This window comes from Paraburkholderia sp. Cy-641 (genome assembly GCF_011752945.1).
Taxonomy (GTDB): Bacteria; Pseudomonadota; Gammaproteobacteria; order Burkholderiales; family Burkholderiaceae; genus Paraburkholderia.
Window position 1 is genome coordinate 33,552 of sequence record NZ_VWWM01000001.1, and the last position, 21,086, is coordinate 54,637.

Below are 21,086 nucleotides of genomic sequence, written 5' to 3' on the forward strand. Positions count from 1 at the left end.
TCGATGCTTCGTTTAATGCGTCGCTTAATGCTTCGTTTGACGGCAGGTTCGAGAGCCTATGCGGCAACCATTCGGCTGGTCGAGGCGACCTGACTGGAACGAATCCGCAACGGCCAGAAGGAAGCGAGTTCGGTAGCGGTTTGCAGCACCAGCGGCGCCATTTCGCCGACCCGGTCCTCCGTCATGCGCGCACTCGGCCCTGCGATGCTGACGACGCCGAGCGCCGCGCCACCGCCAGCGGGACGAATCGCCGCCGCGATCGCGCTGACCCCGGGCTCCCCTTCGTTGACCGCGAGGCCATAACCGCGGCGCTTGGTGGCCTCCAGTTCCTTCAACAAGGCATCCAGCGAGCGGATGACGTTCGGGCCATATTTTTCGGCTTCCCCGAAGCCGACACGCAGCACGTTTTCCACGGCCTGCTCGAGAGGCAATGTGGCGAGCCACACCTTGCCGGTGGCCGTCGCATGCAATGGCACCGTGTTGCTGCCGAGGGTCGGCTGATAGAGAAGCCCGCCCGTTGCGCCTTGCGCGTGCGCGACCCAGGTCAACGAAGCGCCGTCGACCACGGCCAGCCGGACGAACTCGCGCGACTGGCCGGCGAGGCGATCCACCAGCGGCTGGCAAATATCGGGGATACCTGTCGCGACGAAAAACTGCTGCCCGAGGATCGCGAGGCGCATCGTCAGCCGATAGAAGCCGGTCTCCGCATCCTGCTCGGCCCATCCCAGGTCGACCAGCGTCGCGAGCAATCGATGCGCGCCGCTTTTGGCCAACTGCAACCGCGCTGCGATTTCGCCGAGCGGCATCGCAACGGCACCATCGGCGAGCAGTTCAATGATGTCCAGGCAGCGCTCTGCGGGTATGTGAGACATATGAGTACCGGTCAAAAAGATGAATGACGCGCGGCGTGCTGACTGATGTCGATGAAGCCGACGCCTCCAACGACGGGGCCATCGGAACGGCCGATATTAACATTGCCTCGCGCACGGCCCCCGGCGAACGGGAGCCTGCGAAGCCCTGTCGAATACGGCCGACGGGTTCAGCGTTCCGCCGCCGGCGAAGGTAGTCGGCAAATCTCCAGCGAATAAACCGCGCCATCCGGGCGCACCGTTGCGCCCAGGTCTGCGAGCTTGCGTACGTCGACGAGATCGCGGGCGCTTGCGGCGGCCTGCGGCGTGGTCGTCTCGATCAGCACGACCCACGCCGGCACGTCGAATTCACGCGTGTCGGACTCGGCCGTGTTCAGGTAGCTGCCCGGCTGGTCGGCCATATACAGATGACAGGCGACCACGCTGGTCAGCGTGGCGATGCGCGGAAACACGTCCGCGCAGAAGTACTCTTTCATTGCATCCGCTTGGGCCGCGGCGACGTCCACGCGCAGCGCAAGGGCGTAGCCGCCGCTGCTCGAACCGAGCGAATGCGCGATCCGGCACACGGCTCGCGACGTGTTGCGGAAATAGCGCAGCGTATCGACCGTGGCCGGCGTCGGATTGTTGAGCCGCTCCAGATAGGTCGGCGAGACGACCACATCGAGGTCCGCCGCTTCGTACAAGGTCAGCCATTCGGGCGAATGGCCGGGGCAAATGTAGCGCCGTCCGCGACGAAATCCCGGAATGGAGAGACGCTCCGGAATATGCTCCCGGTCATGCCACGCATAGAACGGGTCGAGTCCCGACGGGTCGACGTCGTTCCAGATAAAAACAGCGCCGTCGCCGAGCATTGCGCCGCTCGTGGTTTGAACGTCCCCAAGGGGCAAGGCTGCATGCTTCAGTTCGCTCATGATGTCAACCTGGTTCAGTGATTGTTTCAGTGGCCGCTTCAGTGCCCAATAAAGGACGGCGAACGCTTCGCGAAAAATGCCGCGACGCCCTCATGCAAATCGTTGCTGTCGAATATCTTCTGCTGGGCTACGGTCGACATCGACAGGCCCGCATCCAGCGGCAAATCCTGCGCGGCATCGGCCAGTTCCTTGCCGAGCCGGTTCGATACCGGGCCTCGGGCGACGATAGTCCGCGCCATGTCGTAGGCGAGGTCCAGCGCCGAACCGTCGCGCGCAACGCGGTTCACGACGCCCCAGGCCAACGCCTGGTCGCAGTCGATGGTCTCGCCGGTGAACAGCATTTCCTTCGCGCGCGCCGGACCGATCAGGCGTGTCAGCCTCACCGACCCGCTGCCGGCCAGGCCGCCCAGTCGCGACTCGGTCAGCCCCATGGCGATCCCATGCCGCGCCACGCGCAGATCGCAGGCGAGAGCAAGCTCGAGCCCGCCGCCGAGCGCCGCGCCGTCGAGCGCCGCGATGGTCGGCGTGGGCAGGCGTGCCAGCCGCCGCAGCACCATGTCCTCGAAAAGGATTTTGAATTCGCTGGCGTTCTCGCGAAGATGCGCGAATTCCTTGACGTCGCTGCCCGCGCAAAAAGCGCGTGCCTGACCGCCGTGCACGATCAGGCAGTAAATGTCGTCACGAGCCGCGATTTCCGATAACGCATGGTTCAGCGCACGCAACAGTTCGTGGGTGACCAGGTTGAGCGGTCCGTGGTGAATCCCAAGCGCGGCAATCGCTCCATCCACGTCGAGGGTGACCAGGCGACTCGCGTTTTCCGTTGCAGTGTTCATCTTGCTTCGCTCATGTTGTCCGGCTCATGTTGCCCATTGCAGCGCACAGGTTCAGGAAGCGTGCGTACCGGCCTTCGGAACCCCAATGCCGTGCAGCACGCCCATGCGTTCGAAGTGCCCATAGATGCGATCCACGTAGGCGGCGAATTCCGGCGCATCGCCGAGCACGATCGGCCGCGGACGCGGCAGGTCCACCACGATCTCGTCCACCACTTCGCCCGGGCTCGGACTCATGACGAAGATGCGGTCCGACAGGCCGACTGCCTCTTCCACGCTATGCGTGATAAAAAGAACGGTAGGCCGGCGGCGCAGCCACAGCGCTTCCAGATCCATCCGCACCTGGAGTCTCGTCAGTGCATCGAGTGCGCCGAACGGTTCATCCATGAAGATCACGGACGGGTCGTGAACCAGGGTTCTGACCAACGAGACACGCTGACGCATGCCGCCCGACAACTGGCGCGGATACTTCTGCATCGCATGCGTCAGGCGCAGCTGCTCGAAAAGCTCCTTCGCGCGCGCCTCGATCTTTTTCTTCGGCAGTCCGCGTATATCGGCCTGCAACATCACGTTCTCGAGGGCGGTGCGGAATTCGAGCAGCAGGTGATCCTGAAACGCAATGCCGACGTCGGTGATCGGTTTGGTCACGGCTTTCCCGTTGACCAGAATCTCTCCCCGGCTTTGCTTGAGCAGCCCCGCGACCATCAACATCAAGGTACTTTTTCCGCAACCCGACGGCCCCACGATCGAGATGAACTCTCCCGGGTTGACGTCGATGTTGACTTCTTTCAACGCATGAAACGGCTTGTCGCTTTCTTCGCCAAATGTTTTCGCTACTTGCCGAATGCTAATAGGCACACCCGATTGGGCATCCGCCTCCTGCCTGTCCGCGACTTGCCTGTTCATCACGTTGACTCCTGACTGGCCGAGGGCGACGCCGTACTGGCGGCAACGGCGGAGAGGGGGACCCTGGACACCAGCAAGGCCTTTTTGCCCTTCTGGACCACGCGGCCGTCCTGATCCACGATCTCGACGTCGAAGGTCGCGATCGCTTGCGTGGGCCGCGACTTGCTCTCGCGAAGTTCGCAGATCTGATAGTTCACGAAGATGGTGTCGCCGACGAAGATGGGATTGAGGAACTTCCATTCGCTAATGCCGAGGAAGGCAATCGCCGTTTCGCGCAGCTCGCCCGTGCGTGCCCACATCAAACCGTGCGCATAGGCGAGTCCGAGCATGCCGTGAGCGACACGGCGGCCGAACTGGCTGTTCTTCGCGTACACGTCGCTGGTGTGAAGCTCGGAGAAGTCGCCGGTGAGACCCGCGAATCCCACGAGGTCCGCATCCGTGATCGTTCGTCCGGGGCTGCGGAAATTCATGCCGACGTAGAGATCGGTGTAACGCAGTCCAATGTTCCGTTGTTCAGTCATAGTAGCCTCTGGTTTATTTGCAGGGACGCAGCGCCGAATCCGGCGGCAGGTAGTCGTTCGTGTAATAGCTCTTCGGGTCGCGTCCCTGCGGCAACAGCCCCACCTGAGACAACTGATCCTGTGTCTTCACCCACAGCGCGTCTTCCGCCTTGCCCACGTACTTCGCGCCGCCGCTGCAGAACAGCGGAGCGACGGCGGCCATCTCGGCGGTTGCCGTCTTCTCGCTCATGTTGGGAAATACCTTCTTCAACGACTTGACTGCCTTCGCCGGATCGTTGAGCGCGGTGCTCCAGCCCTTCAGGCTGGCCGCAATGAACTTCTTGACGACGTCCGGGTTTTCTTTCAGATACGTGTTATTGGCGAATATCGACGTGCTCACGGTCGGAACGCCGTAGTCGGCAAAGCGGAAGTTGTTCAATTGCGCACCCTGCGCTTCCAGTTGAATCTGGTATGAGTCGACCGAGCCCAGAATGGCGTCGACCTGGCCCTGCAGCAGAGTCGGCACCAGCGACGTAAGCGGCATGTTGACGAGATTGACATCGGATTCCTTGAGTCCGTTGGCTTTCAGGAACAACGGGAGCATCGTCGTCTGCGACGAGCCGGACGGCACGCCGACCCGTTTGCCGATCAGATCCTTGATCGATTTGATGCCCGACTTTTTCAGTGCTGACACTTCATTCGGATTGGACTGATAGAGCGTGGCGACCACTTTCATCGGCGCCCCCTTGGCAATGAGCTGGCTGACGGCGACCGCGTCGGCATAGGCGATCTGCGCCCGATTGGCGGCGACCAGTTGAGCCGTGGTGGCCGAGCCGTTGCCCTCCACCAGCGTGACGTCGAGGCCGGCGTCCTTGTAATAGCCTTCCGTCAGCGCGACCGCGAAGCCGGCGTTCGGACCGCCCGCCACCCAGTTCAACTGAAAAGTAACGGGCGTAGCTGCGGCTGCGGTGCCGGTGCTACCCATGACCAGGGCCGAGGTTACGGCTCCGGCGGCGACCAGATTGCGAATAAATCGGTTCATCGTTGTGTCTCCTTATTTTTGGATCGAACTCGGACCGTGTCCGGTTGTTGAGTCGTACTGGCTTGTGCGCCTGCTTGTGTGCCGGCTTCTGCGCTTTATTGCTTGCTGCGTTGCCACGGCGTCATGGCCCACTCCGCAAACTCGACGATATAGTTGATGGCAATACCGATCACTGTCAGCACGGCGATGACCGCGAACGTCAAACCGATATCCATCGTGCTGGTACCGCGCAGCAGCACGTAACCCAGGCCCTTGTTCGCGCCGACGAACTCGGCGACGATGGCGGCCGTGGCGGCGATGGTCGCCGAGGTCTTGATGCCGGAGAAGATGACCGGCAGTGCGGCGGGAAGACGCAGATAGCGGAAGGTTTGCCACGAGCTGGCGCCCATCGACTTCGTCAGATACAGCAGACGGTTATCGAGAATCTGAAAACCGCTCATGCTCGCCAGCAGCAACGGGAAGAAAGTCATCAGCACGGTCAGCAGAATCTTCGATTCGATACCGAAACCGAGCCATACGAGGAACAACGGAGCAACGGCGATTTTCGGCACGAGTTGCAGGAACATCAGCGGCGGATAAACCACCTGCTTCGCGATCGGAGACAAGGCGATGACCAGCCCGAGCGGAATGGCGGTCAGAATCGTCAGTCCAAAACCCCACACGATTTCGGCAACCGTGACGAGGGAGTTGTCCCACAGCTGAGGCACTTCCTCGATCAGACGCGAGAACACCAGACCCGGCCCGGGCAAAACATAGGACGGAATATCGAAGAGCCGCACCACTGCGGCCCAGAACGCGACGATGGCGACAAACGTCAGCGGCGGCAGCAAATTCCAGCAGATGCGCTTCAGCTTGCGCATCCCTCGCGACGGCCCGGCAGTCGAATTGCCGGCGCGGGCGGATGGGTCTTCGCTGGTGCTGCTTACGCCATCGACCTGGTGCGACGATACCTTGAGTGACATGCCGTCTCCTCTCTGATGGATAGAGTGCGATGCAGGTTTAGCCGATCCCTAACCAGAGCAGCGCGACAGTTGGGATTCATGCCTGAAACGTTGCGGTGTTGCGGTGCCGTGTCAGCCCATGAACAAAGATGCTATGACGTTCTTTGATTGAACTCTATTCCATCTTGAGAAAAACACCTCTAGGGAATTCCACCTAAGGGAAGCCGCCGACTGTCCTGGCGGGGTGTTCAGGCGAATGTCCAGGCAGAGGTGCAGGCGGATAGACAGGCCGGTTGGGGTCTGATTTCAGGCAATTGGGGCGGGATCGTGATGCGGCGCGAGCACGCTTTGACTTTGGCGGGATATTGAGGACGGCCTCGCCTGGTATCTGATTTGTACGTAGCAGATAACGGAAATCTTCTAAAGCCGCATGCCGGATTTGGCGACATCGAACACAGGGGTTGCATTCGAACCCCGCACACACAGGCAATCGCAAGCTTGAATGCCAGGAGCATCGAATTTGCACCGAGCTCTTTCACGATGCCCAATGGGATAACCGATAAGGCGTAACTGATCAATACGATCGCCAATGAATTCCGTCCAACCCTCACGCGCACTGAAGACTAGGCTGCACACAAAATTGCGACCACACGCGCAACCTGGTGCCCTGTTTTTTTAAAGTGTGGAATAAATAAGAACGAGCGCCGATGGTGCCGCGTCATCACGCAGAAAGTCCCGCATCACCATCAGTCAGCCGCATGAAACGCGAAATAGCGGAATCCGCTCGTGGCGCTGTCTTCCGATGGCGTGACCTTCGCGCCGATTTCATCGAGAACCTGACGCGTCGAAGAGCGGTTGCTCACGAACGACCATTGCATCGGGTCGACAGATTCGCTGCCGGTCGATTCGCGCGCAGCGGACAGTGCACGGAGCATCGAGTCGCGATCGGGTGAATGGATGGCGAAACCTTCATTCGCCAACGCCGCCGTCGAGATGCCGAGAGCGGCGCATGCTCTCGCTTTCGTGTCCACGTCCTGCGCGTCGACTCTTCTTGACTGTGCCGCAAGCTCCGCGATTTCCGCATCGACAATGACGCCGTGACGCGCGAGAACACGGTTGTCCTGACTCCATGCCTCGGGCGGACAGGCCTTGCTGCCGGGATCGAGCTCGATGAATGGATTGACTTCGGCGGGATAGATCCGGCAGACGCGTGGACGCTTCGTGTACGCACCGCATCGCATGTCCGTCTGCAGAAACGGACACGCCCCTTCGAACGAAGCCACCAGGTTGACGACAATCCGGACCGGAAGCTCGCCACTGGCTGTGGCAAACGATCGCTGCCGCTTATGACGGGCGAGCAGATTATCTTCGGGTGGCTCCTCCGGCCACGGAATCGCCTCGCAGAAGAACTCGACCTCGCCACCATCGCGAAGCCAGACGATCGCTTCATCGATACTCAGTGGCAATCGCAGGTCGTGGCAACACTTTCCGCACATCGTGCAGGCGAAATGAATGGTTTGGCTCATGGCAGGGACGTTGTCGAATTCGGGCTTGTGTGTGCCATGGTAACGTTAGTTCGCTTTTTTCGCGTTTTCTGGAAGACAGGAATCTGCAGAGACGGCTTATGCAATGTGCGTAAACCGTCATGTTGTTTTGGATTGGGTAGCGAACAGATCGGCTCGGTGTCCAAATACGCAGTCACTTTCTGGTTTTGCGACCTGAGATGCGTGAAGCCATAAACGGCTCAACGGCTGGGCAAGCAACCTGACACGCAAGACGGTACCTGGAACCAGGCGCACTGCAACGACCGCCATCTCCCCGGCGGTTTTTTGCGATGGCGTTAATTCTCGTCAATTCGCATTTTTCTTTGCCTTGGGTCACTTCCCGATTCTCCGTTATTGAGGCAGTGTAGCGAAGGCGTCGCCCAGGCCACGCGCGCCTTGACTGAAACGCCTCTCTCAATATTAGGATGTCTTACTTGTTATGATCGAATCACGTGGCATTACTTTGATTGCAATATCAAATACACAAACTCGTGCAATGAACGCGGATAAGGGTGCGTGAAAGATGGCTTATACAGGGAAGTTTGTGGTCAATAACGAGCCTCTATCACCGCTCACTATTGTCGGCCTCGGCACATTTAAAGCGTATTCGGGCGACCATCAATATAAAAATCGCGGCGGATGTACGGCGGTACCTAACGACGGCCCCATACCAGCGGGCAAATACTGGATCGTTGATCGCCCTACGGGTGGCATGCGCTCCCAGACTTACACGTGGGCTAAAGACACCTTCAATTCCGCATTCGGCACGCCATCGAATCACAATGAATGGTTCGCGCTGTATCGAGATGATGGCATCATTGATGACGTAACCTGGGTCAATGGTGTCAAACGCGGGCAGTTCCGGTTGCACCCGGCAGGCGGTCAAGGTGTTTCACTTGGCTGCATCACTCTGCCACGCCATACTGATTTTATGTTTATCCGGCACGCACTTCTGGGCACCACTACTGTCCCCGTCCGTAATTCGGGGCTTCACGCATATGGAACGATCGAGGTAGTGACATATGGCAACACTTGTCCGTAGGGTGTTCAAGGTCGCGCTGTTTGTCAGCTTGTTCTGTCTCGCCGTGCCCTATGTTCATACGTACCCTTGGCCGATGCCGGAAAGCCAGTCGGCGATATGGTGGGGTGTGTCGCGCTGGCTTGATATCCGTGATCCCGAAGATTTGTATTTCGTGGTGTGGGTCACCATTGATCTGCTTGTAGCTGCGCTCGTGTATCTCGCGCTCATGAGGCTATGGCGGCACTATCGGGCGAAGCAGTAATCACAGCGCATGTTTCGCCCTGTATCGGAATGACGGTGTAATCGATGATGTGACATGGATCAATGGTGTCAAGCGCGGGCAGTTCCGGTTGCATCCGGCTGACGGTCAAGATGTTTTGCTTGGCTGCATCACTCTGCCCGCCATACCGATTTTCTACGTGTCTGGCGCGCACTTCTGCACACCGTCACTATGCCGTCCGCAATTTTGGGTTTCATGCGTATAGAGCGATCGAGGTAATGACACATGGCAACACTTGCCCGTAGGATGTTCAAGATCGCATTGTTTTTCTGTCTATTCGTTCTTTCGGTTCGCTATGTCCGCCCGTCTCCCTATCCAATGACGGAAAGCCAGCTAGACGTCTGGTGGCGTGCTTCGGATTGGCTCGGCATCCGGGACCCAGAAGATCTTATTTTCGTGGTGTGGGTGACGATAGAACTGATCGTGGCAGTGCTTGCCTATGTGGCGATCATCAGGTTATGGCGGCACTATCGGGCGAAGCAGTAATCACAGCGCATGGTTCGCCCTGTATCGGAATAATGTGGCAATCGATGATGTGACATGGATCAATAGTGTCAAGCGCGGGCAGTTCCGGTTGCATCCGGCTGACGGTCAAGGTGTCTTACTTGGCTGTGTCACTCTGCACGCCATACCAATTTTCTGCGTGTCCGGCGCGCACTTCTGCATACCGTTACTATGCCGTCCGCAATTTTGGGTTTCATGCGTATAGAGCGATCGAGGTAATGACACATGGCAACACTTGCCCGTAGGATGTTCAAGATCGCATTGTTTTTCTGTCTATTCGTTCTTTCGGTTCGCTATGTCCGCCCGTCTCCCTATCCAATGACGGAAAGCCAGCTAGACGTCTGGTGGCGTGCTTCGGATTGGCTCGGCATCCGGGACCCAGAAGATCTTATTTTCGTGGTGTGGGTGACGATAGAACTGATCGTGGCAATGCTTACCTATGCGGCAATCATCAGGTTATGGCAACAATTTCCTCACATCCTGACCGCGCGGCGCACTACCAGCCGCCGCGCGGCCCCCATCATCAAGGCTTGAACGTATCGCCAAGCGCAACGCCTTCGCGGCGCGGATCAGTGCCGCCTTGCAGCACGGCGGACTGGCCCAGCGTGACACGCATCACCGTGTTGATGCCGCTTGCCTGCGCGGCCGTCGACACCTTATGTCCGAGCGCAGTCAGGCCTGCGATCAGCGGATCGTGCACGCCGTTATCCGACAGATCGAGATCCGGGTGTTCGCCGCCGATCGTCGTAGTCGGACTGTTGCTCGCGCCGAAGTCCATCAGGCCGGACGACTGCTGCGCGTCGAGCCCCCAGTCGAGCGTACCGACGAGCGTCTTCACCACGTATTGCGGAATCGTGCCGCCGCCCGGCGAACCGGTCGCCATCACGAAGTCGCCCCTGGAGCCGTCCGGCGCGATCTTGAACACCAGCGTCGGCGCCATCGAACTGCGCGGACGCTTGCCCGGCTGCACGCGGTTCGCGATCAGATTGCCGGCACTGTCCGTCGGGGCCGCGGAGAAGTCGGTCAACTGGTTGTTCAGCAGCAAGCCGTGCGTCATGTGGAACGAACCCATGCTCGACTCGACCGTCGTCGTCGCGGTAAGCACGCTGCCGTCGCCGTCGACGATCGTGAACTGGTTCGTGCCGTGCTCGATCTGATTGGCCGCGACACCGACCGGCACCGCGCCGAGATCGCCCGGCTGTGCGGTGCCCATACTCTTCGACATGCTGATCAATGCCGAGCGGCTCTTCAGATAGGGCTTGTTGAGCAGCGTATCCCAGGTGCCGCCCGGTAGCGGGACGAAATCGGTATCGGCAACGTACTTGTCGCGGTCGGCATACGCGAGCCGCTCGGCTTCTGTGATCAGATGCACGGCGGCAACGGTCGGCTTGCCGCCTTCGAGATCGAGCGCGGTCGGCGGCATCGATTTCAGATCGAAGTTCTCGAGAATCCCGAGCGCCGACGCAACCGCGATCCCGCCCGACGACGGCGGCGGCATCCCGCAGACCCAGTAGGCGCGATACGTCGTGCAGACAGGTTCGCGGACTTTCGCCTGATATCCGGCGAGGTCGGAGAGCGTCGTCTTGCCGGGCGTCAGCGTCGAACCGTCGGCGCCCTTCGCGACCGCGATCTTCGCGACGATATCCTGCGCGATCGGACCGGTATAGAGCGCGTTCGCGCCTGATTGCGACATCTGCGTCAGTGCGTCCGCATACGCCGGGTTCTTCAGGATCGTGCCGAGCGCCTTCGGCGAGCCGTCCGCATTCATGAAATACGCGGTCGCTTCGGCATCGCGCTTCAGGCTCGATGCGTTCGACGCGATTGCCGCGGCAAGGCGCCCGCCGATCGGAAAACCGTTCGTGGCAAGCGAAATCGCGTCGTCGAACAGGCCTTTCCACGGCAGCTTGCCATGATCGCGTTGCAGCGCTTCGATCAGGCGCGGCACGCCGATTGTGCCGATCGAGCGACCGCTCGCGCGCGCGTTGGGTTGCGGCGTCGAGTGATCGCTCGTGTCGTCGACATATTGCAGATAGTTTTCCGTCGCGGCAGCGGGCGCCGTTTCGCGGCCGTCGTAGGCCTGTAGTGTCTTGTTGCGGCCGTCGTAGTACAGCAGCACGCCGCCGGAACCGAGGCCCGTCGCCTCGGGTACCGTGAGGCCGAGCACCGCCTGCACGGCGACGGCCGCATCGGCTGCCGTGCCGCCCCGTTTCAGCACGGCGCAACCGGCCGCGCTGGCGTAAGCGTTCGAGGTCACGACCATATAGGTTTTTGCGTAGCTCGGTTTGAGTCCTGTCCGGTATCCGGACGCGGCTTCGGGAAGCGACGGATCGCCGGGCTGGTTCGAGCCGACCACGACGGTCGAGCCGTTGTTGTCGACCGCGAGGCAGCTTGTGTCGGCGGTAGGCGGCGACGTCGGAGACGGAGAGGTCGACGGCTGAGACTTCAGGTTATCGGAATCGCCGTTGCAGGCGCTCATCAAGGCAGCGGCGAACAGCACGGAAGCGTAAGGCCGGATCGTGTTGATTTTCATTGTCGAGGTTCGGCGTTGTCGTTCAGGAGATCGGAATCGAGGTGGGGCCTGCCGCTGAATGGTTTATTAAAATATTCGGAAAGGCAATTGGAATAAATCCCACTTACGGAGGGATTACAGCAATCGCCTGCGGTGCCGGCCACAACCCGCCGATATCTCGTCGCCGTCCGCATCGCGGCCCTTGCCGATACCCAACGCGACCACACGCTCTGCCGGAAACAGAGGCCCGGCTACCCCGGCCTCGCGTTAACACGGACATTTCCACAAGGAATGGTTCTATTCCCGACGCTTGATGGCCGAGGGCGTTCTCCTGCTCCACACTATCCGAAGGCGGCGACGAATCTGTCGGGACGAATCTGTCATCCCCCATCACTTCGCAGGCCTTATCGAATAACAACGAACGAAGGAGACACATGAAAAAGATCGTTTTATCCGCGCTGATTGCCGGTCTGTCACCCTGTCTGTCCCATGCGCAATCCAGCGTCACGCTGTATGGCGACATCGGCGCAGGCGTGCGCTGGGTCAATAATCAGAAGGGCGGTAGCGCAGTCATGTTCAACAACAACATCCTCGCCGTGAATCGTTTCGGCCTTTACGGCAAGGAAGACCTCGGTAATGGCCTCTCTGCGATCTTCAAGCTCGAAAACGCCTTCAACAGCGGAACCGGCGCCTTGAAGAACGCCGGCGTGCTCTTCTCGCAGGCAGCGTTCGTCGGTCTTTCAAACGACTTCGGGCGGCTGACCTTCGGCCGCCAGGTCAGCGCGAGCGAGTACTTCGCCACGCTCGTCGATCCCACCGGCGGTCAGGCACAGTCGCTCGCCATCCAGCCCAACGCGCTCTACTTCTTCAACTACTTCACCGACGACACGCGCTTTAACAACACGATCAGCTATATCGGCCACGCGGGCGGCTTCCACTTTGGCGGCAGCTATTCGCCGGGCGGCGTCGCCGGCAATCTGCGCTCGGGCACCAATGTCTCCGGAACCGCCATGTACCAATGGGGGCCGGCACTCGCCGGCTTCGGCTATCAGAAGACCTGGAGCGCGACCGCGACGCAATGGGCTCAGACCTTCCACACCGGCGGCTCGCTGCAACTCGGTCCTGCGCGCCTCTACATGAGCTACGCCGATTTCAGCGTAAGCGCCGCCACCGAAGGCCAGCCCACCCGGCGCGATCATATTCCGAGCATCGGCGTCATGGTCGTGGCCACCCCCGAGCTGCAATTCACGGCGGCCGCGTACTACGACAGCGCCCGTCATCTCGCCAACGCCCAGGACGGCAGCGGGCACAAGGTCACGACCTTTGCCATCGCCGAGTACTACCTCTCGAAGCGCACCGAGCTTTACGCCGAAGCCGACTACAACGGCTTCTCCGGCGCCTATCGAACCGATGCCCTGAACATCGCGGGGCTCGGCATGCGCAGCGGCGCAAGCTCGACGACCGGCGTCACGCTCGGCCTCATGACACGGTTCTAGGTAGTTTTGCCGCGCCTTTCCTTACTCTGCACTCACACGTCACAACATGAAGATATCCACTCGCATCCCATGCATCGCCGTCGCGGTGATGCTCGCCGTGCTCAGCGACTGCGCGAGCGCCCAACCGGCTGCCGCTGAGGCCGCGCCCTCGTCCGCGACCGGCACGAAGGCCGCCGCAAGCGACGCCAAAGCCGCCAGGGCCGCGAACCGCAAGCTCGCGCACCGCGTGGAAAACGCGCTGGCGCGCACGCGCGGCCTGAACTCCGCGCGCATCATCGTGACAGTACGCGACGGACACGTCACGCTCTCCGGCGCCGTGAACTACAACGAGCAGATTACGTTCGCGGTCGAGGCCGCGCGCAAGGTTGAAGGCGTCATCGACGTCGATAACCGCATTCGCGTATCGGGCGCCTCGCTCTGACGGTCGCATCCGGCTGCGCGCCGGATGCGCCTGCACGACATCACGGCTCGACGACGTTAAAACGTCCGTCGGGCTTTTCCAGCGTCTTGAGGAACGCGCCGAACAGCGCCTTGGTGCCTTCGAGCACGATCTCGCCTTCCGCCAGAGCGGCACCGAACTGCGTCTGGCCGAGCAGAATGCGGTCGAGCGTGGCACGCGTCATGGCGATATCCAGGTCGTGGCCTTCGCGATGCGGCGTAGCCGACCAGGTCAGCGCGCCATGCTTCAGATACAGCGCATAGCACGCATCGCGGTCGGTGAAACGCCACGTCATGCGAATGTCGAGCGTCTGCGCCTTGAGGCCGTCGACCATCACGGCCAGGTAGTCGAAAAAAGCTCCATCGCTCAGCACGCGCACGAGGTCCTGGCTGCGCATGATCTGCCCAGCCCCCGCTCCCGCGCCTTCGCGCAACTCGCGCGCGCCAAGCAGGTAGGCATTGCGCCACGTCGCGGATTCCGCCTGAAAGCCCATCTGTTCGAGCGCCGCCGCGCCCAGTTCGCGCGCCTCGCGCAGCGTCGGCTGCGCGAACACGAGGCGGTTCATCACCTCGGCGACCCAGCGATACTCGCCGCGCTCGAAATCGCGGCGCGCGCGTTCGAGCATCGCCTCGGCACCCCCCATGTACTCCACGTAGCGCGGCGCGGAAAGCTCGTCCGGCAAGGCGTGCAGATGCGCCGGATTGCCGTCGTACCAGCTCAGGTAGCGCTGATAGATCGCCTTCACATTGTGCGACACCGTGCCGTAATAGCCGCGCGTATGCCATTGCGCGGCAAGCGTATCGGGCAGCGTCATCCGTTCGGCGATTTCGGCGGCGGTTCCGCCGCGATTCATCATGCGCAGCGTCTGGTCGTGCAGATACTTGTAGAGGTCGCGCTGCTGTTCGAGAAAGCGCGTGAGGCGCGCGGTGCCCCACGTGGGCCAGTGATGCTGCGCGAACACGACGTCCGCGCCGCCCGCGTAGCGTTCGAGCGCCTGATGCAGATATCGCGACCAGGCCTTCGCGTTGCGCACCTGCGCGCCGCGCAGCGGACACAGGTTGTGCAGCGTGCGCGTGCCGTTCTCCGCCACGTTCAGCGCCCGCAGTTGCGGAAAGAAGAAGTGCATTTCGGCAGGCGCCTCGCTATCGGGCGTGAGCTGGAACACGATCTCGATGCCGTCGATCGTATGTGTTTCGCTTTCCTGATGAATCAGTTGGGTCGGCTCGATGAGCGTAACGGTGCCGTTCGGCATCGTCTTGCCGAGCCCCGCGTCGATCTGGCAGCAGGCATTGCGCGCGAGCGTCTGGCCGAACTGGAATTGCGAGCGCCGCTCCATGGCCGTGCCCGCCATCACGTTTTCCGCGACGGCCTCTTCCATGAAACCCGCCGGTGCGATCACGGCGACCTCGCCCGCGCGCACGCGTGCCTCGTCGACCACGCCTTTCACGCCGCCAAAGTGATCGGTATGGCTATGGCTGTAGATCACGGCCAGAACAGGCCGGCGCGGCCGGTGCGCGTAGAAGAGTTCGAGTGCCGCCTGCGCCGTTTCGCGGCACGTGAGCGGATCGATGATGATGAGCCCCGTATCGCCTTCGATCAGCGTCATGTTCGCGAGATCGAAGCCGCGTACCTGATAAATGCGCGGCGTGACCTCGAACAGCCCATGCAGGCGATTGAGCCGCGCCTGACGCCATAGCGCGGGATGCGCCGTGGGCGGCGCGGTTGCTTCGTCGAGAAACGCATAGTCGGCCATGCTCCAGACGAGCCGGCCATAGGCATCGCGAATCTCGGCGTCGGCAAGCGTGCCGATAAAGCCGCGTTGCGCTTCTTCCATGTCGAGATCGTCGTTCGCGGGCAGAGCCTGCAACGCATTGCGATGAGCTTGCCGGGTCGCCTCGGTCGCGCGCTGCACGGGCAGATCGGCAAGCGCCGATGAAGTCGGAGTGTTTTGCATGGCGTGATGAAATGAGAGACGCGCAGGACCAGCGGCCCTGCGCCGGGGAATAACCGCGAAAGCGCCGCCGCGCTCAGGACAAAACGGCTTCGGCTTCGCGCACGGTTTGCATGGCGGCGCGCGAGCGCTGCGGGTCGAGCCAGCGCGCGCACAGCACGCCGCAGCCGATCAGCACGAGGCCGCACAGTACGCACGATTGCTCGAAACCTTGCGCCGTGGCCGTCACGCCGTGCGCGTGCTGGATCAGCACGCCCGTGAGCACGGGCGCGGCGAGTCCGGCCAGCGAGCCAATCGCGTTGCTCAACGCGAGGACCACGCCGCGCTGACCATCCGGTGCGACTTCGCTGAGCATGGCGGGGCCGACCGAATACATCGCGAGCGTGAGCCCGCTGCTCAGCGTGAGCATCAGTACCTTCACGAGCGGCCCGAGCGCGGGCAGATACACCGCGAAGCGCAGAACACCGGCCGCCACCAGCGCAATGGCGATAAAAACGCCGCGCGACTTGCGCGACGGCACCCCCGCGCCCAGCAGATGCTGCGAGAACCACGCGAGCCCAAGGCCCATCGGCGTAGTGATCGCGACGAACAGCGCGAAAAGCCGCCCCGAATTCGCCGCGCTGAAGCCCAGTCCGGCCTGGAGATAGTGCGGCATCCACGTGAGGCTCGTGGCGAGCACCCAGTTGGCTGCGAAATGCCCGCAGAAATTGCCGGCCACGGTACGGTCGGCCAGCAGCGTGCGCCAAGGCACGCGCCGCTCGTCACGCAGGGCGCGCGGCCGTTCGAGCGGACCCTCGGCGCCGAAGAAAAACCAGCACACGCACCACACGAAGCCGAGCGCGGCCAGCACGGCGAAGTTGGCACGCCAGCCCCAGCGCGCGGTGATGACCGGTATCGCGAGGCCGGCAACGAACAGGCCCAGCGCGCTGCCCTGATAGAGCACGGCAGCGGGCAGCCCACGCTTCTGGTCCGGAAACCACTTGTAGAGCGCGTGCAGCGAAACGGGCGACGCCGGACCTTCACCGGCACCGAGCAGCACGCGCGTGACGAGCGCGACCGTCATCGAACCCGCGAAGAGCATCGGCAATTGCAGCAGCGACCACGAAAGCGCCATCAGCAGCAGGATGGCGCGCGTGGCAACGCGGTCCGCCAGCACGCCGCCCACCACGGCGGCAATCGCGAAGAGCCAGTTGAGGCTGCCGCCGATCAGCCCGAACTGCGTGGGCGTGAGGTCGAGGTCGCGCATCATCGGCACGGAGATCATGCCGAACACCACCTTGTCGAGGAAGTTCACCGTCATCAGCAACGCGAGCATGATGGCGATCGACCACGCGCGTGCGGGCCGATAGTTGTGGTTGTCTCTGCCGTATGCGGACATCCTTGTCTCCAGTCTTTTTCTCTTGCTCGCCGCCAGGCGGCAGCGCGAACCCCACGGGTTCATCCAGCCTGCTCTTTACCGCTTACGAGCCCTGCGCGCCGCCGGTATCGAGAATCGCGCGCGCAATCGTGTTGCGCTGAATCTCGCTCGTCCCTGTGAAAATGCGGAACATCCTCAGCTTGCGGAACGCCTGCTCCACCGGGTGATGACGCGTCACGCCCACGTTGCCGTGAATCTGCACTGCCTTGTCGGCAATCTCGAAGCAGCGTTCGGAAACGAACACCTTGCACGCGGCCGCCTTCATACGCAGGTCGCCGCCGGCATCCGCGAGCATGGCCGTCTGCGCAATCATGCTTTCGCAGGCCCACAGCGCGGCCGCCATGTCGGCCAGCATGTGCTGGATCGCCTGAAACCTCGCAATCGGACCGCCGAACTGCCGCCGGCTGCGCGCGTAATCGAGCGACGCTTCGTACACCGAGGTCGCGAGCCCGAGCATGGTCGGGCAATGTAGCAGACGGTTCACGTTGATGCGCGACATGCCGAGCTTGAAGCCGTTACCCGCGCCGCCGAACAGGTTGGCGCGCGGCACGCGCACGTTCTCGAAGCGGATGTCCGCGTCGATATGCTGGCCCGACATCGGCACGTACGCCTGTTCGACCGTCACGCCCGGCAGATCGAGATCGACGAGTACCGCACTGATGGCGTGCGGCGTGGCCGTGGCGTCGGTCACGCACATCACGATTGCGAAGTCCGCGAACGGCGCCCCGCTGATGTAGTGCTTATGGCCGTTCACGATCAGATCGTCGCCGTCCGCCACGGCGCTCGTCGCGATGCTCTGCGCGTCCGAGCCCGAATGCGGCTCGGTCAACGCGAAGCAGGTCGACTTCTCGCCGCGGATCACCGGCATGAAGTAACGCTGCAACTGGTCCGGCGTCGCGTACTTGAGCATGTTGCCCACACGCGGCGGCCCGCCCAGATCGCCGTGCACGTGCATCGCGAGCGAGCAGCCGCTCGCCGCGAGATCGGCTTTCAGCGCGCACTGCTGCAGAATCGAAAAGCCCTTGCCGCCCAGTTGCACCGGCAGGCACGCCGAGTAATAGCCGAGTTCGGCGGAACGCCGCCACACGCGCCGCAACACGTCCTTCGGCCAGACGCTCTCCGAATCGAGACCGAGTTCGCGCTCCATCGGCTTGAGTTCATCGGTCACGAAATGGCGAATGCCCTCGCGCGTGGCGTCGAATACCGCGTCGCCTACCTGTTCGAACATCATGGGGAATCCTCAGTTGATGCGCCGCTCCGCGCCTTGCCAATACTGTTCGCGCACGATCTTGCGCGCGATCTTGCCGCTCGCGTTGCGCGGCAGTTCCGCGACGAAACTGATCGAGCGCGGCAGCTTGTAGTCGGCGAGCAGGCTGCGGCAATGCTCGACCAGCGCGTCCTGATTCGCCGTACGTTGCGGCTTGAGCACCACCGCCGCTTTCACGCCCTCGCCCCAACGCTCGTCGGGCACGCTGAACACACAGGCTTCGAGCACGTCGGGATGCTGATAGAGCACGGCCTCGACCTCGGTCGGATAAACGTTGAAGCCGCCCGAAACGATCATGTCTTTCTTGCGGTCGACCAGATACAGGTAACCGTCTTCATCGGTGCGCGCGAGATCGCCCGTCATCAGCCAGCCGTTCACGAGCACTTCGGCCGTGAGGTCGGGCGCGCCCCAGTAGCCCTTGAAAACGTCCTCGCCGCGCACCGCAATCTCGCCGACTTCGCCCGCCGCCAGCGGCCGCCCGTCTTCGCCCAGCACGCACACTTCGGTCTCGCCCATCGGCCGCCCGCACGAGGCGAGACGTTCCGGCCGCTGCGCAATCGCATACGCGTGGTCCGCAATCGTGAGACGCGTGACGCCCGAGGTCGATTCGCTCGCGCCATAGCCTTGCGAGAGAATCGGCCCGAAGCGCGCCCACGCTTCCTGAATGCGCGCGGGAGCCATCGGCGCGGCGCCATACGAGAGCGACTTCAGCGCGCTCAGGTCGGTGTGCGCGAGCGCGGGCTCGTTGAGCAGCATGTTGATCATCGCCGGCACCATGAAGACGTGCGTGACGCGTAGCCGTTCGAGATCGGCGAGAAATTGCGCGGTCTCGAATGCGTCGAACAGCACGAGCGTGGCGCCGCAATAGAGAAACGGCTGCATGAGCATGCCCGACGCGTGCGTGATCGGCCCGACGAGCGCGAGCCGGTCACCGGGGCGCGGCTGCGTGTCCATGCCAATCAGCAGCTTGCGCAGCGACGCCATGCGGTTGCCGTAGCTTTGCATCGCGGCCTTGATCTTGCCGGTCGAACCCGACGAGAAATGCAGCACGGCGAGATCGTTCGCGTGACTGGCGAAATCGGGCGCGTGCGAGGCGGCCCGGCCCAACAGCGCTTCGTAATCGACATAGCCTTCGGCGCCGCCGATGGCGATGAACGTCTCGACGCTCGCAAAGCCCAGTGTGGCGCGCGTATAGCCCGTATAACCGCGGCCCGCGATCAGCACGCGCGGCGTGCAGTTTTCCACCACGTCCGACGCTTCGGCCGTCGTAAAGCGCGGATTGAGCGCCGCTTTCACGAGACCCGTCTTGTACAGCGCGCTTTCGATCTCGACCAGTTCCGTGCAGTTGCGCGACTGCACCGCCACGCGGTCGCCGCGTCGCAGACCAAGGGCGATAAGCGCGTGCGCAAGCTGGTTCGAGCGCGCCTCGAGTTGCCGGTAAGTGAGCGGGCGGTCGCGATGGATCACGGCGGGCACGTCACCCCAGAAGGCCGCCGCGCGCCGCAGAAAATACGGAAAGCTCATTCAGGTCTCCAATGAATGTCGAGCCAGTGTGTAAGATATCGCTCATTCCCGCAATGAAGCGGTGGCTATAAACCCATAACCAAGGGGAATGGCATGGAGACACGCGATCTGGACTATCTGCTGGAAGTCCGTCGCTGCGGCAGCATCGGCAAGGCCGCGGAAGCACTCGGCATGAGTCAGCCCGCGCTGACCAAAGCGATCAAGCGCATCGAGAATGAAGTGGGCCAGGCGGTGTTTCATCGCGGCCCGAACGGCGTCGCGCTCACGCCTGGCGGCGCGGTGTTCGTCGAGCGCGCGCAGCGTATCGCGCTCGAATACGAAGACGCGCTCAAGGAACTGCGCGCGATCCAGACCGGCGAGCAAGGCATTCTGCGCGTGGGCTATTCGCCCACGGTGCCCGACTCGATCGTGCTGCGCGCCTGCCGGCAGTTGATGAACGAGCGCCCGGCCGCGCGGCTGCGTCTGCGGCGGCGGCTCGCGAACGACCTGTTCACGCTGATGAAGGCCGGCGAACTGGACATGGCCGTCGCGCCCGAGCCGCCGGACATGAGCAAGGAGTTCGACACGCTGCCGCTCTTTCGCGATCGTCTGCATGTGATGGCCGACGAATCGCACCCGCTGCACCGCAAGACGCGGCTCAGGCTACACGATCTGGCGAATGAGGAATGGTTGCTGCCGGGCATGAACATCCCGCTGCGCCGCCAGGTGAACGACGCTTTTCGCCACCAGGGATTGCCTGAACCGGCGTTGCGGGTCGAAACGGACTTCGCGATTCCCGCGCTGCTCGAACTGGTGCGCGGCTCGCGCATGCTCTGCATCGCGGGCAATGCGACGGCCAACTCGCAGAGCGGAATCTTGCCTCTGAATGTCGACGAGACCGAGTTGAATCTCGCGCGCAACGTCGGCGCGGTGTTACGCACGGGCGGCTATGTCTCGCCGCTCGCGCAGCGGCTCGTGGAGTTGCTGCAACGCGCGCGGCCGCACGCGGGCCGGCTTGTGCCGATGGAGTGAGGTTGCGCGGTCGATTGCAAGCGGATATGCGATGGCAATGCGATCGGAAAACTAGCGGTGGTCTCGTGAACTGATTGAACGGGCTGAACTGACCGGGTTGGCTGAGTTGAGTTGCAATACCCCC

General features: G+C 62.2%; 22 protein-coding genes. 9 read left to right on the plus strand and 13 right to left on the minus strand.

The features are described from left to right. Positions 1–56 precede the first annotated feature (56 nt). The 8 genes from F3J20_RS00180 to F3J20_RS00215 all read right to left on the minus strand — a co-directional run bounded on the left by F3J20_RS00180 (position 57) and on the right by F3J20_RS00215 (position 7,525). Positions 57–872, minus strand: a complete 816-nt coding sequence (locus F3J20_RS00180; protein WP_167037205.1) for an IclR family transcriptional regulator — start codon at positions 870–872, stop codon at positions 57–59. 167 nt (positions 873–1,039) lie between these two features. Further along, complete coding sequence (locus F3J20_RS00185) at positions 1,040–1,780, minus strand: hypothetical protein (protein WP_167037208.1); 741 nt, start codon at positions 1,778–1,780, stop codon at positions 1,040–1,042. 38 nt (positions 1,781–1,818) lie between these two features. Then, positions 1,819–2,613 carry an enoyl-CoA hydratase-related protein gene (locus F3J20_RS00190; protein ID WP_167281281.1) on the minus strand — a complete coding sequence of 265 codons (795 nt, stop codon included), beginning with the start codon at positions 2,611–2,613 and terminating at the stop codon, positions 1,819–1,821. A 51-nt stretch (positions 2,614–2,664) separates the two neighbouring features. Continuing rightward, complete coding sequence (locus tag F3J20_RS00195; RefSeq protein ID WP_205192501.1) at positions 2,665–3,516, minus strand: ABC transporter ATP-binding protein; 852 nt, start codon at positions 3,514–3,516, stop codon at positions 2,665–2,667. Then, positions 3,516–4,037, minus strand: coding sequence for a MaoC/PaaZ C-terminal domain-containing protein (locus F3J20_RS00200; RefSeq protein ID WP_240162655.1), 522 nt, complete (start codon positions 4,035–4,037; stop codon positions 3,516–3,518). Before F3J20_RS00200 ends, F3J20_RS00195 begins: the two co-directional genes overlap by 1 nt. Positions 4,038–4,050: 13 nt before the next feature. After that, complete coding sequence (locus F3J20_RS00205; protein WP_167281283.1) at positions 4,051–5,058, minus strand: ABC transporter substrate-binding protein; 1,008 nt, start codon at positions 5,056–5,058, stop codon at positions 4,051–4,053. A 95-nt stretch (positions 5,059–5,153) separates the two neighbouring features. After that, positions 5,154–6,020: an ABC transporter permease gene (locus tag F3J20_RS00210; protein ID WP_167281284.1), complete on the minus strand. Its 867-nt coding sequence runs from the start codon at positions 6,018–6,020 to the stop codon at positions 5,154–5,156. 725 nt (positions 6,021–6,745) lie between these two features. Then, entirely contained in the window at positions 6,746–7,525 is a 780-nt protein-coding gene (locus F3J20_RS00215) for a YkgJ family cysteine cluster protein (RefSeq protein WP_167281286.1), read from the minus strand. A gap of 541 nt (positions 7,526–8,066) precedes the next feature. Here F3J20_RS00215 and F3J20_RS00220 point away from each other — a divergent pair. From F3J20_RS00220 to F3J20_RS00245, 6 genes are read left to right on the plus strand one after another with little or no spacing between them, the layout of a single operon-like run. Further along, complete coding sequence (locus tag F3J20_RS00220; RefSeq protein ID WP_167281287.1) at positions 8,067–8,585, plus strand: DUF2778 domain-containing protein; 519 nt, start codon at positions 8,067–8,069, stop codon at positions 8,583–8,585. After that, positions 8,566–8,826 (plus strand): hypothetical protein, encoded by a 261-nt coding sequence (locus F3J20_RS00225; RefSeq protein WP_167281289.1) that lies wholly within the window; start codon positions 8,566–8,568, stop codon positions 8,824–8,826. The genes F3J20_RS00220 and F3J20_RS00225 overlap by 20 nt, the downstream gene beginning before the upstream one ends. Positions 8,827–8,875: 49 nt before the next feature. Beyond that, positions 8,876–9,049, plus strand: a complete 174-nt coding sequence (locus F3J20_RS32495; protein WP_345889816.1) for a hypothetical protein — start codon at positions 8,876–8,878, stop codon at positions 9,047–9,049. Between the two features lie 20 nt (positions 9,050–9,069). Beyond that, a complete protein-coding gene (locus F3J20_RS00235) occupies positions 9,070–9,330 on the plus strand; it encodes a hypothetical protein (protein ID WP_167281291.1) in 261 nt (86 codons plus the stop codon). Next, positions 9,284–9,553 (plus strand): tlde1 domain-containing protein, encoded by a 270-nt coding sequence (locus F3J20_RS00240; RefSeq protein ID WP_240162656.1) that lies wholly within the window; start codon positions 9,284–9,286, stop codon positions 9,551–9,553. Before F3J20_RS00235 ends, F3J20_RS00240 begins: the two co-directional genes overlap by 47 nt. A gap of 20 nt (positions 9,554–9,573) precedes the next feature. Next, entirely contained in the window at positions 9,574–9,882 is a 309-nt protein-coding gene (locus F3J20_RS00245; protein ID WP_205192503.1) for a hypothetical protein, read from the plus strand. Here the strand turns inward: F3J20_RS00245 and F3J20_RS00250 are convergent. Further along, the gene (locus tag F3J20_RS00250; RefSeq protein WP_167281292.1) at positions 9,872–11,878 is read right to left on the minus strand and encodes a gamma-glutamyltransferase family protein; all 2,007 of its coding nucleotides are present in this window, start codon (positions 11,876–11,878) and stop codon (positions 9,872–9,874) included. The two genes, F3J20_RS00245 and F3J20_RS00250, sit on opposite strands and share 11 nt — an antisense overlap. A gap of 413 nt (positions 11,879–12,291) precedes the next feature. Between F3J20_RS00250 and F3J20_RS00255 the strand changes: the two genes are divergently transcribed. Both F3J20_RS00255 and F3J20_RS00260 read left to right on the plus strand, forming a co-directional pair. Further along, complete coding sequence (locus F3J20_RS00255; RefSeq protein WP_167037238.1) at positions 12,292–13,353, plus strand: porin; 1,062 nt, start codon at positions 12,292–12,294, stop codon at positions 13,351–13,353. Positions 13,354–13,399: 46 nt separating this feature from the next. After that, positions 13,400–13,774, plus strand: a complete 375-nt coding sequence (locus F3J20_RS00260) for a BON domain-containing protein (RefSeq protein ID WP_240158677.1) — start codon at positions 13,400–13,402, stop codon at positions 13,772–13,774. 40 nt (positions 13,775–13,814) lie between these two features. Here the strand turns inward: F3J20_RS00260 and F3J20_RS00265 are convergent, their stop codons facing one another. The 4 genes from F3J20_RS00265 to F3J20_RS00280 all read right to left on the minus strand — a co-directional run bounded on the left by F3J20_RS00265 (position 13,815) and on the right by F3J20_RS00280 (position 19,951). Continuing rightward, a complete protein-coding gene (locus F3J20_RS00265) occupies positions 13,815–15,746 on the minus strand; it encodes an alkyl sulfatase dimerization domain-containing protein (protein ID WP_205192505.1) in 1,932 nt (643 codons plus the stop codon). 73 nt (positions 15,747–15,819) lie between these two features. Next, positions 15,820–17,121 carry an MFS transporter gene (locus F3J20_RS00270; protein WP_167281294.1) on the minus strand — a complete coding sequence of 434 codons (1,302 nt, stop codon included), beginning with the start codon at positions 17,119–17,121 and terminating at the stop codon, positions 15,820–15,822. An 82-nt stretch (positions 17,122–17,203) separates the two neighbouring features. Next, the gene (locus F3J20_RS00275; RefSeq protein WP_167281489.1) at positions 17,204–18,388 is read right to left on the minus strand and encodes an acyl-CoA dehydrogenase family protein; all 1,185 of its coding nucleotides are present in this window, start codon (positions 18,386–18,388) and stop codon (positions 17,204–17,206) included. 12 nt (positions 18,389–18,400) lie between these two features. Continuing rightward, positions 18,401–19,951 (minus strand): AMP-binding protein, encoded by a 1,551-nt coding sequence (locus F3J20_RS00280; protein ID WP_167037243.1) that lies wholly within the window; start codon positions 19,949–19,951, stop codon positions 18,401–18,403. Positions 19,952–20,044: 93 nt separating this feature from the next. Between F3J20_RS00280 and F3J20_RS00285 the strand changes: the two genes are divergently transcribed. Then, on the plus strand, positions 20,045–20,962 hold the full coding sequence (locus F3J20_RS00285) for a LysR family transcriptional regulator (RefSeq protein ID WP_167037246.1): 918 nt from the start codon (positions 20,045–20,047) through the stop codon (positions 20,960–20,962). Positions 20,963–21,086: the final 124 nt, after the last annotated feature.

Bases quoted from the DNA above. Each gene is read 5' to 3' on its own strand.
- F3J20_RS00180 (WP_167037205.1), bottom strand. From the start codon at position 872: ATGTCTCACATACCCGCAGAGCGCTGCCTGGACATCATTGAACTGCTC.
- F3J20_RS00185 (WP_167037208.1), bottom strand. From the start codon at position 1,780: ATGAGCGAACTGAAGCATGCAGCCTTGCCCCTTGGGGACGTTCAAACC.
- F3J20_RS00190 (WP_167281281.1), bottom strand. From the start codon at position 2,613: ATGAACACTGCAACGGAAAACGCGAGTCGCCTGGTCACCCTCGACGTG.
- F3J20_RS00195 (WP_205192501.1), bottom strand. From the start codon at position 3,516: ATGAACAGGCAAGTCGCGGACAGGCAGGAGGCGGATGCCCAATCGGGT.
- F3J20_RS00200 (WP_240162655.1), bottom strand. From the start codon at position 4,037: ATGACTGAACAACGGAACATTGGACTGCGTTACACCGATCTCTACGTC.
- F3J20_RS00205 (WP_167281283.1), bottom strand. From the start codon at position 5,058: ATGAACCGATTTATTCGCAATCTGGTCGCCGCCGGAGCCGTAACCTCG.
- F3J20_RS00210 (WP_167281284.1), bottom strand. From the start codon at position 6,020: ATGTCACTCAAGGTATCGTCGCACCAGGTCGATGGCGTAAGCAGCACC.
- F3J20_RS00215 (WP_167281286.1), bottom strand. From the start codon at position 7,525: ATGAGCCAAACCATTCATTTCGCCTGCACGATGTGCGGAAAGTGTTGC.
- F3J20_RS00220 (WP_167281287.1), top strand. From the start codon at position 8,067: ATGGCTTATACAGGGAAGTTTGTGGTCAATAACGAGCCTCTATCACCG.
- F3J20_RS00225 (WP_167281289.1), top strand. From the start codon at position 8,566: ATGGCAACACTTGTCCGTAGGGTGTTCAAGGTCGCGCTGTTTGTCAGC.
- F3J20_RS00235 (WP_167281291.1), top strand. From the start codon at position 9,070: ATGGCAACACTTGCCCGTAGGATGTTCAAGATCGCATTGTTTTTCTGT.
- F3J20_RS00240 (WP_240162656.1), top strand. From the start codon at position 9,284: ATGTGGCGATCATCAGGTTATGGCGGCACTATCGGGCGAAGCAGTAAT.
- F3J20_RS00245 (WP_205192503.1), top strand. From the start codon at position 9,574: ATGGCAACACTTGCCCGTAGGATGTTCAAGATCGCATTGTTTTTCTGT.
- F3J20_RS00250 (WP_167281292.1), bottom strand. From the start codon at position 11,878: ATGAAAATCAACACGATCCGGCCTTACGCTTCCGTGCTGTTCGCCGCT.
- F3J20_RS00255 (WP_167037238.1), top strand. From the start codon at position 12,292: ATGAAAAAGATCGTTTTATCCGCGCTGATTGCCGGTCTGTCACCCTGT.
- F3J20_RS00260 (WP_240158677.1), top strand. From the start codon at position 13,400: ATGAAGATATCCACTCGCATCCCATGCATCGCCGTCGCGGTGATGCTC.
- F3J20_RS00265 (WP_205192505.1), bottom strand. From the start codon at position 15,746: ATGCAAAACACTCCGACTTCATCGGCGCTTGCCGATCTGCCCGTGCAG.
- F3J20_RS00270 (WP_167281294.1), bottom strand. From the start codon at position 17,121: ATGTCCGCATACGGCAGAGACAACCACAACTATCGGCCCGCACGCGCG.
- F3J20_RS00275 (WP_167281489.1), bottom strand. From the start codon at position 18,388: ATGTTCGAACAGGTAGGCGACGCGGTATTCGACGCCACGCGCGAGGGC.
- F3J20_RS00280 (WP_167037243.1), bottom strand. From the start codon at position 19,951: ATGAGCTTTCCGTATTTTCTGCGGCGCGCGGCGGCCTTCTGGGGTGAC.
- F3J20_RS00285 (WP_167037246.1), top strand. From the start codon at position 20,045: ATGGAGACACGCGATCTGGACTATCTGCTGGAAGTCCGTCGCTGCGGC.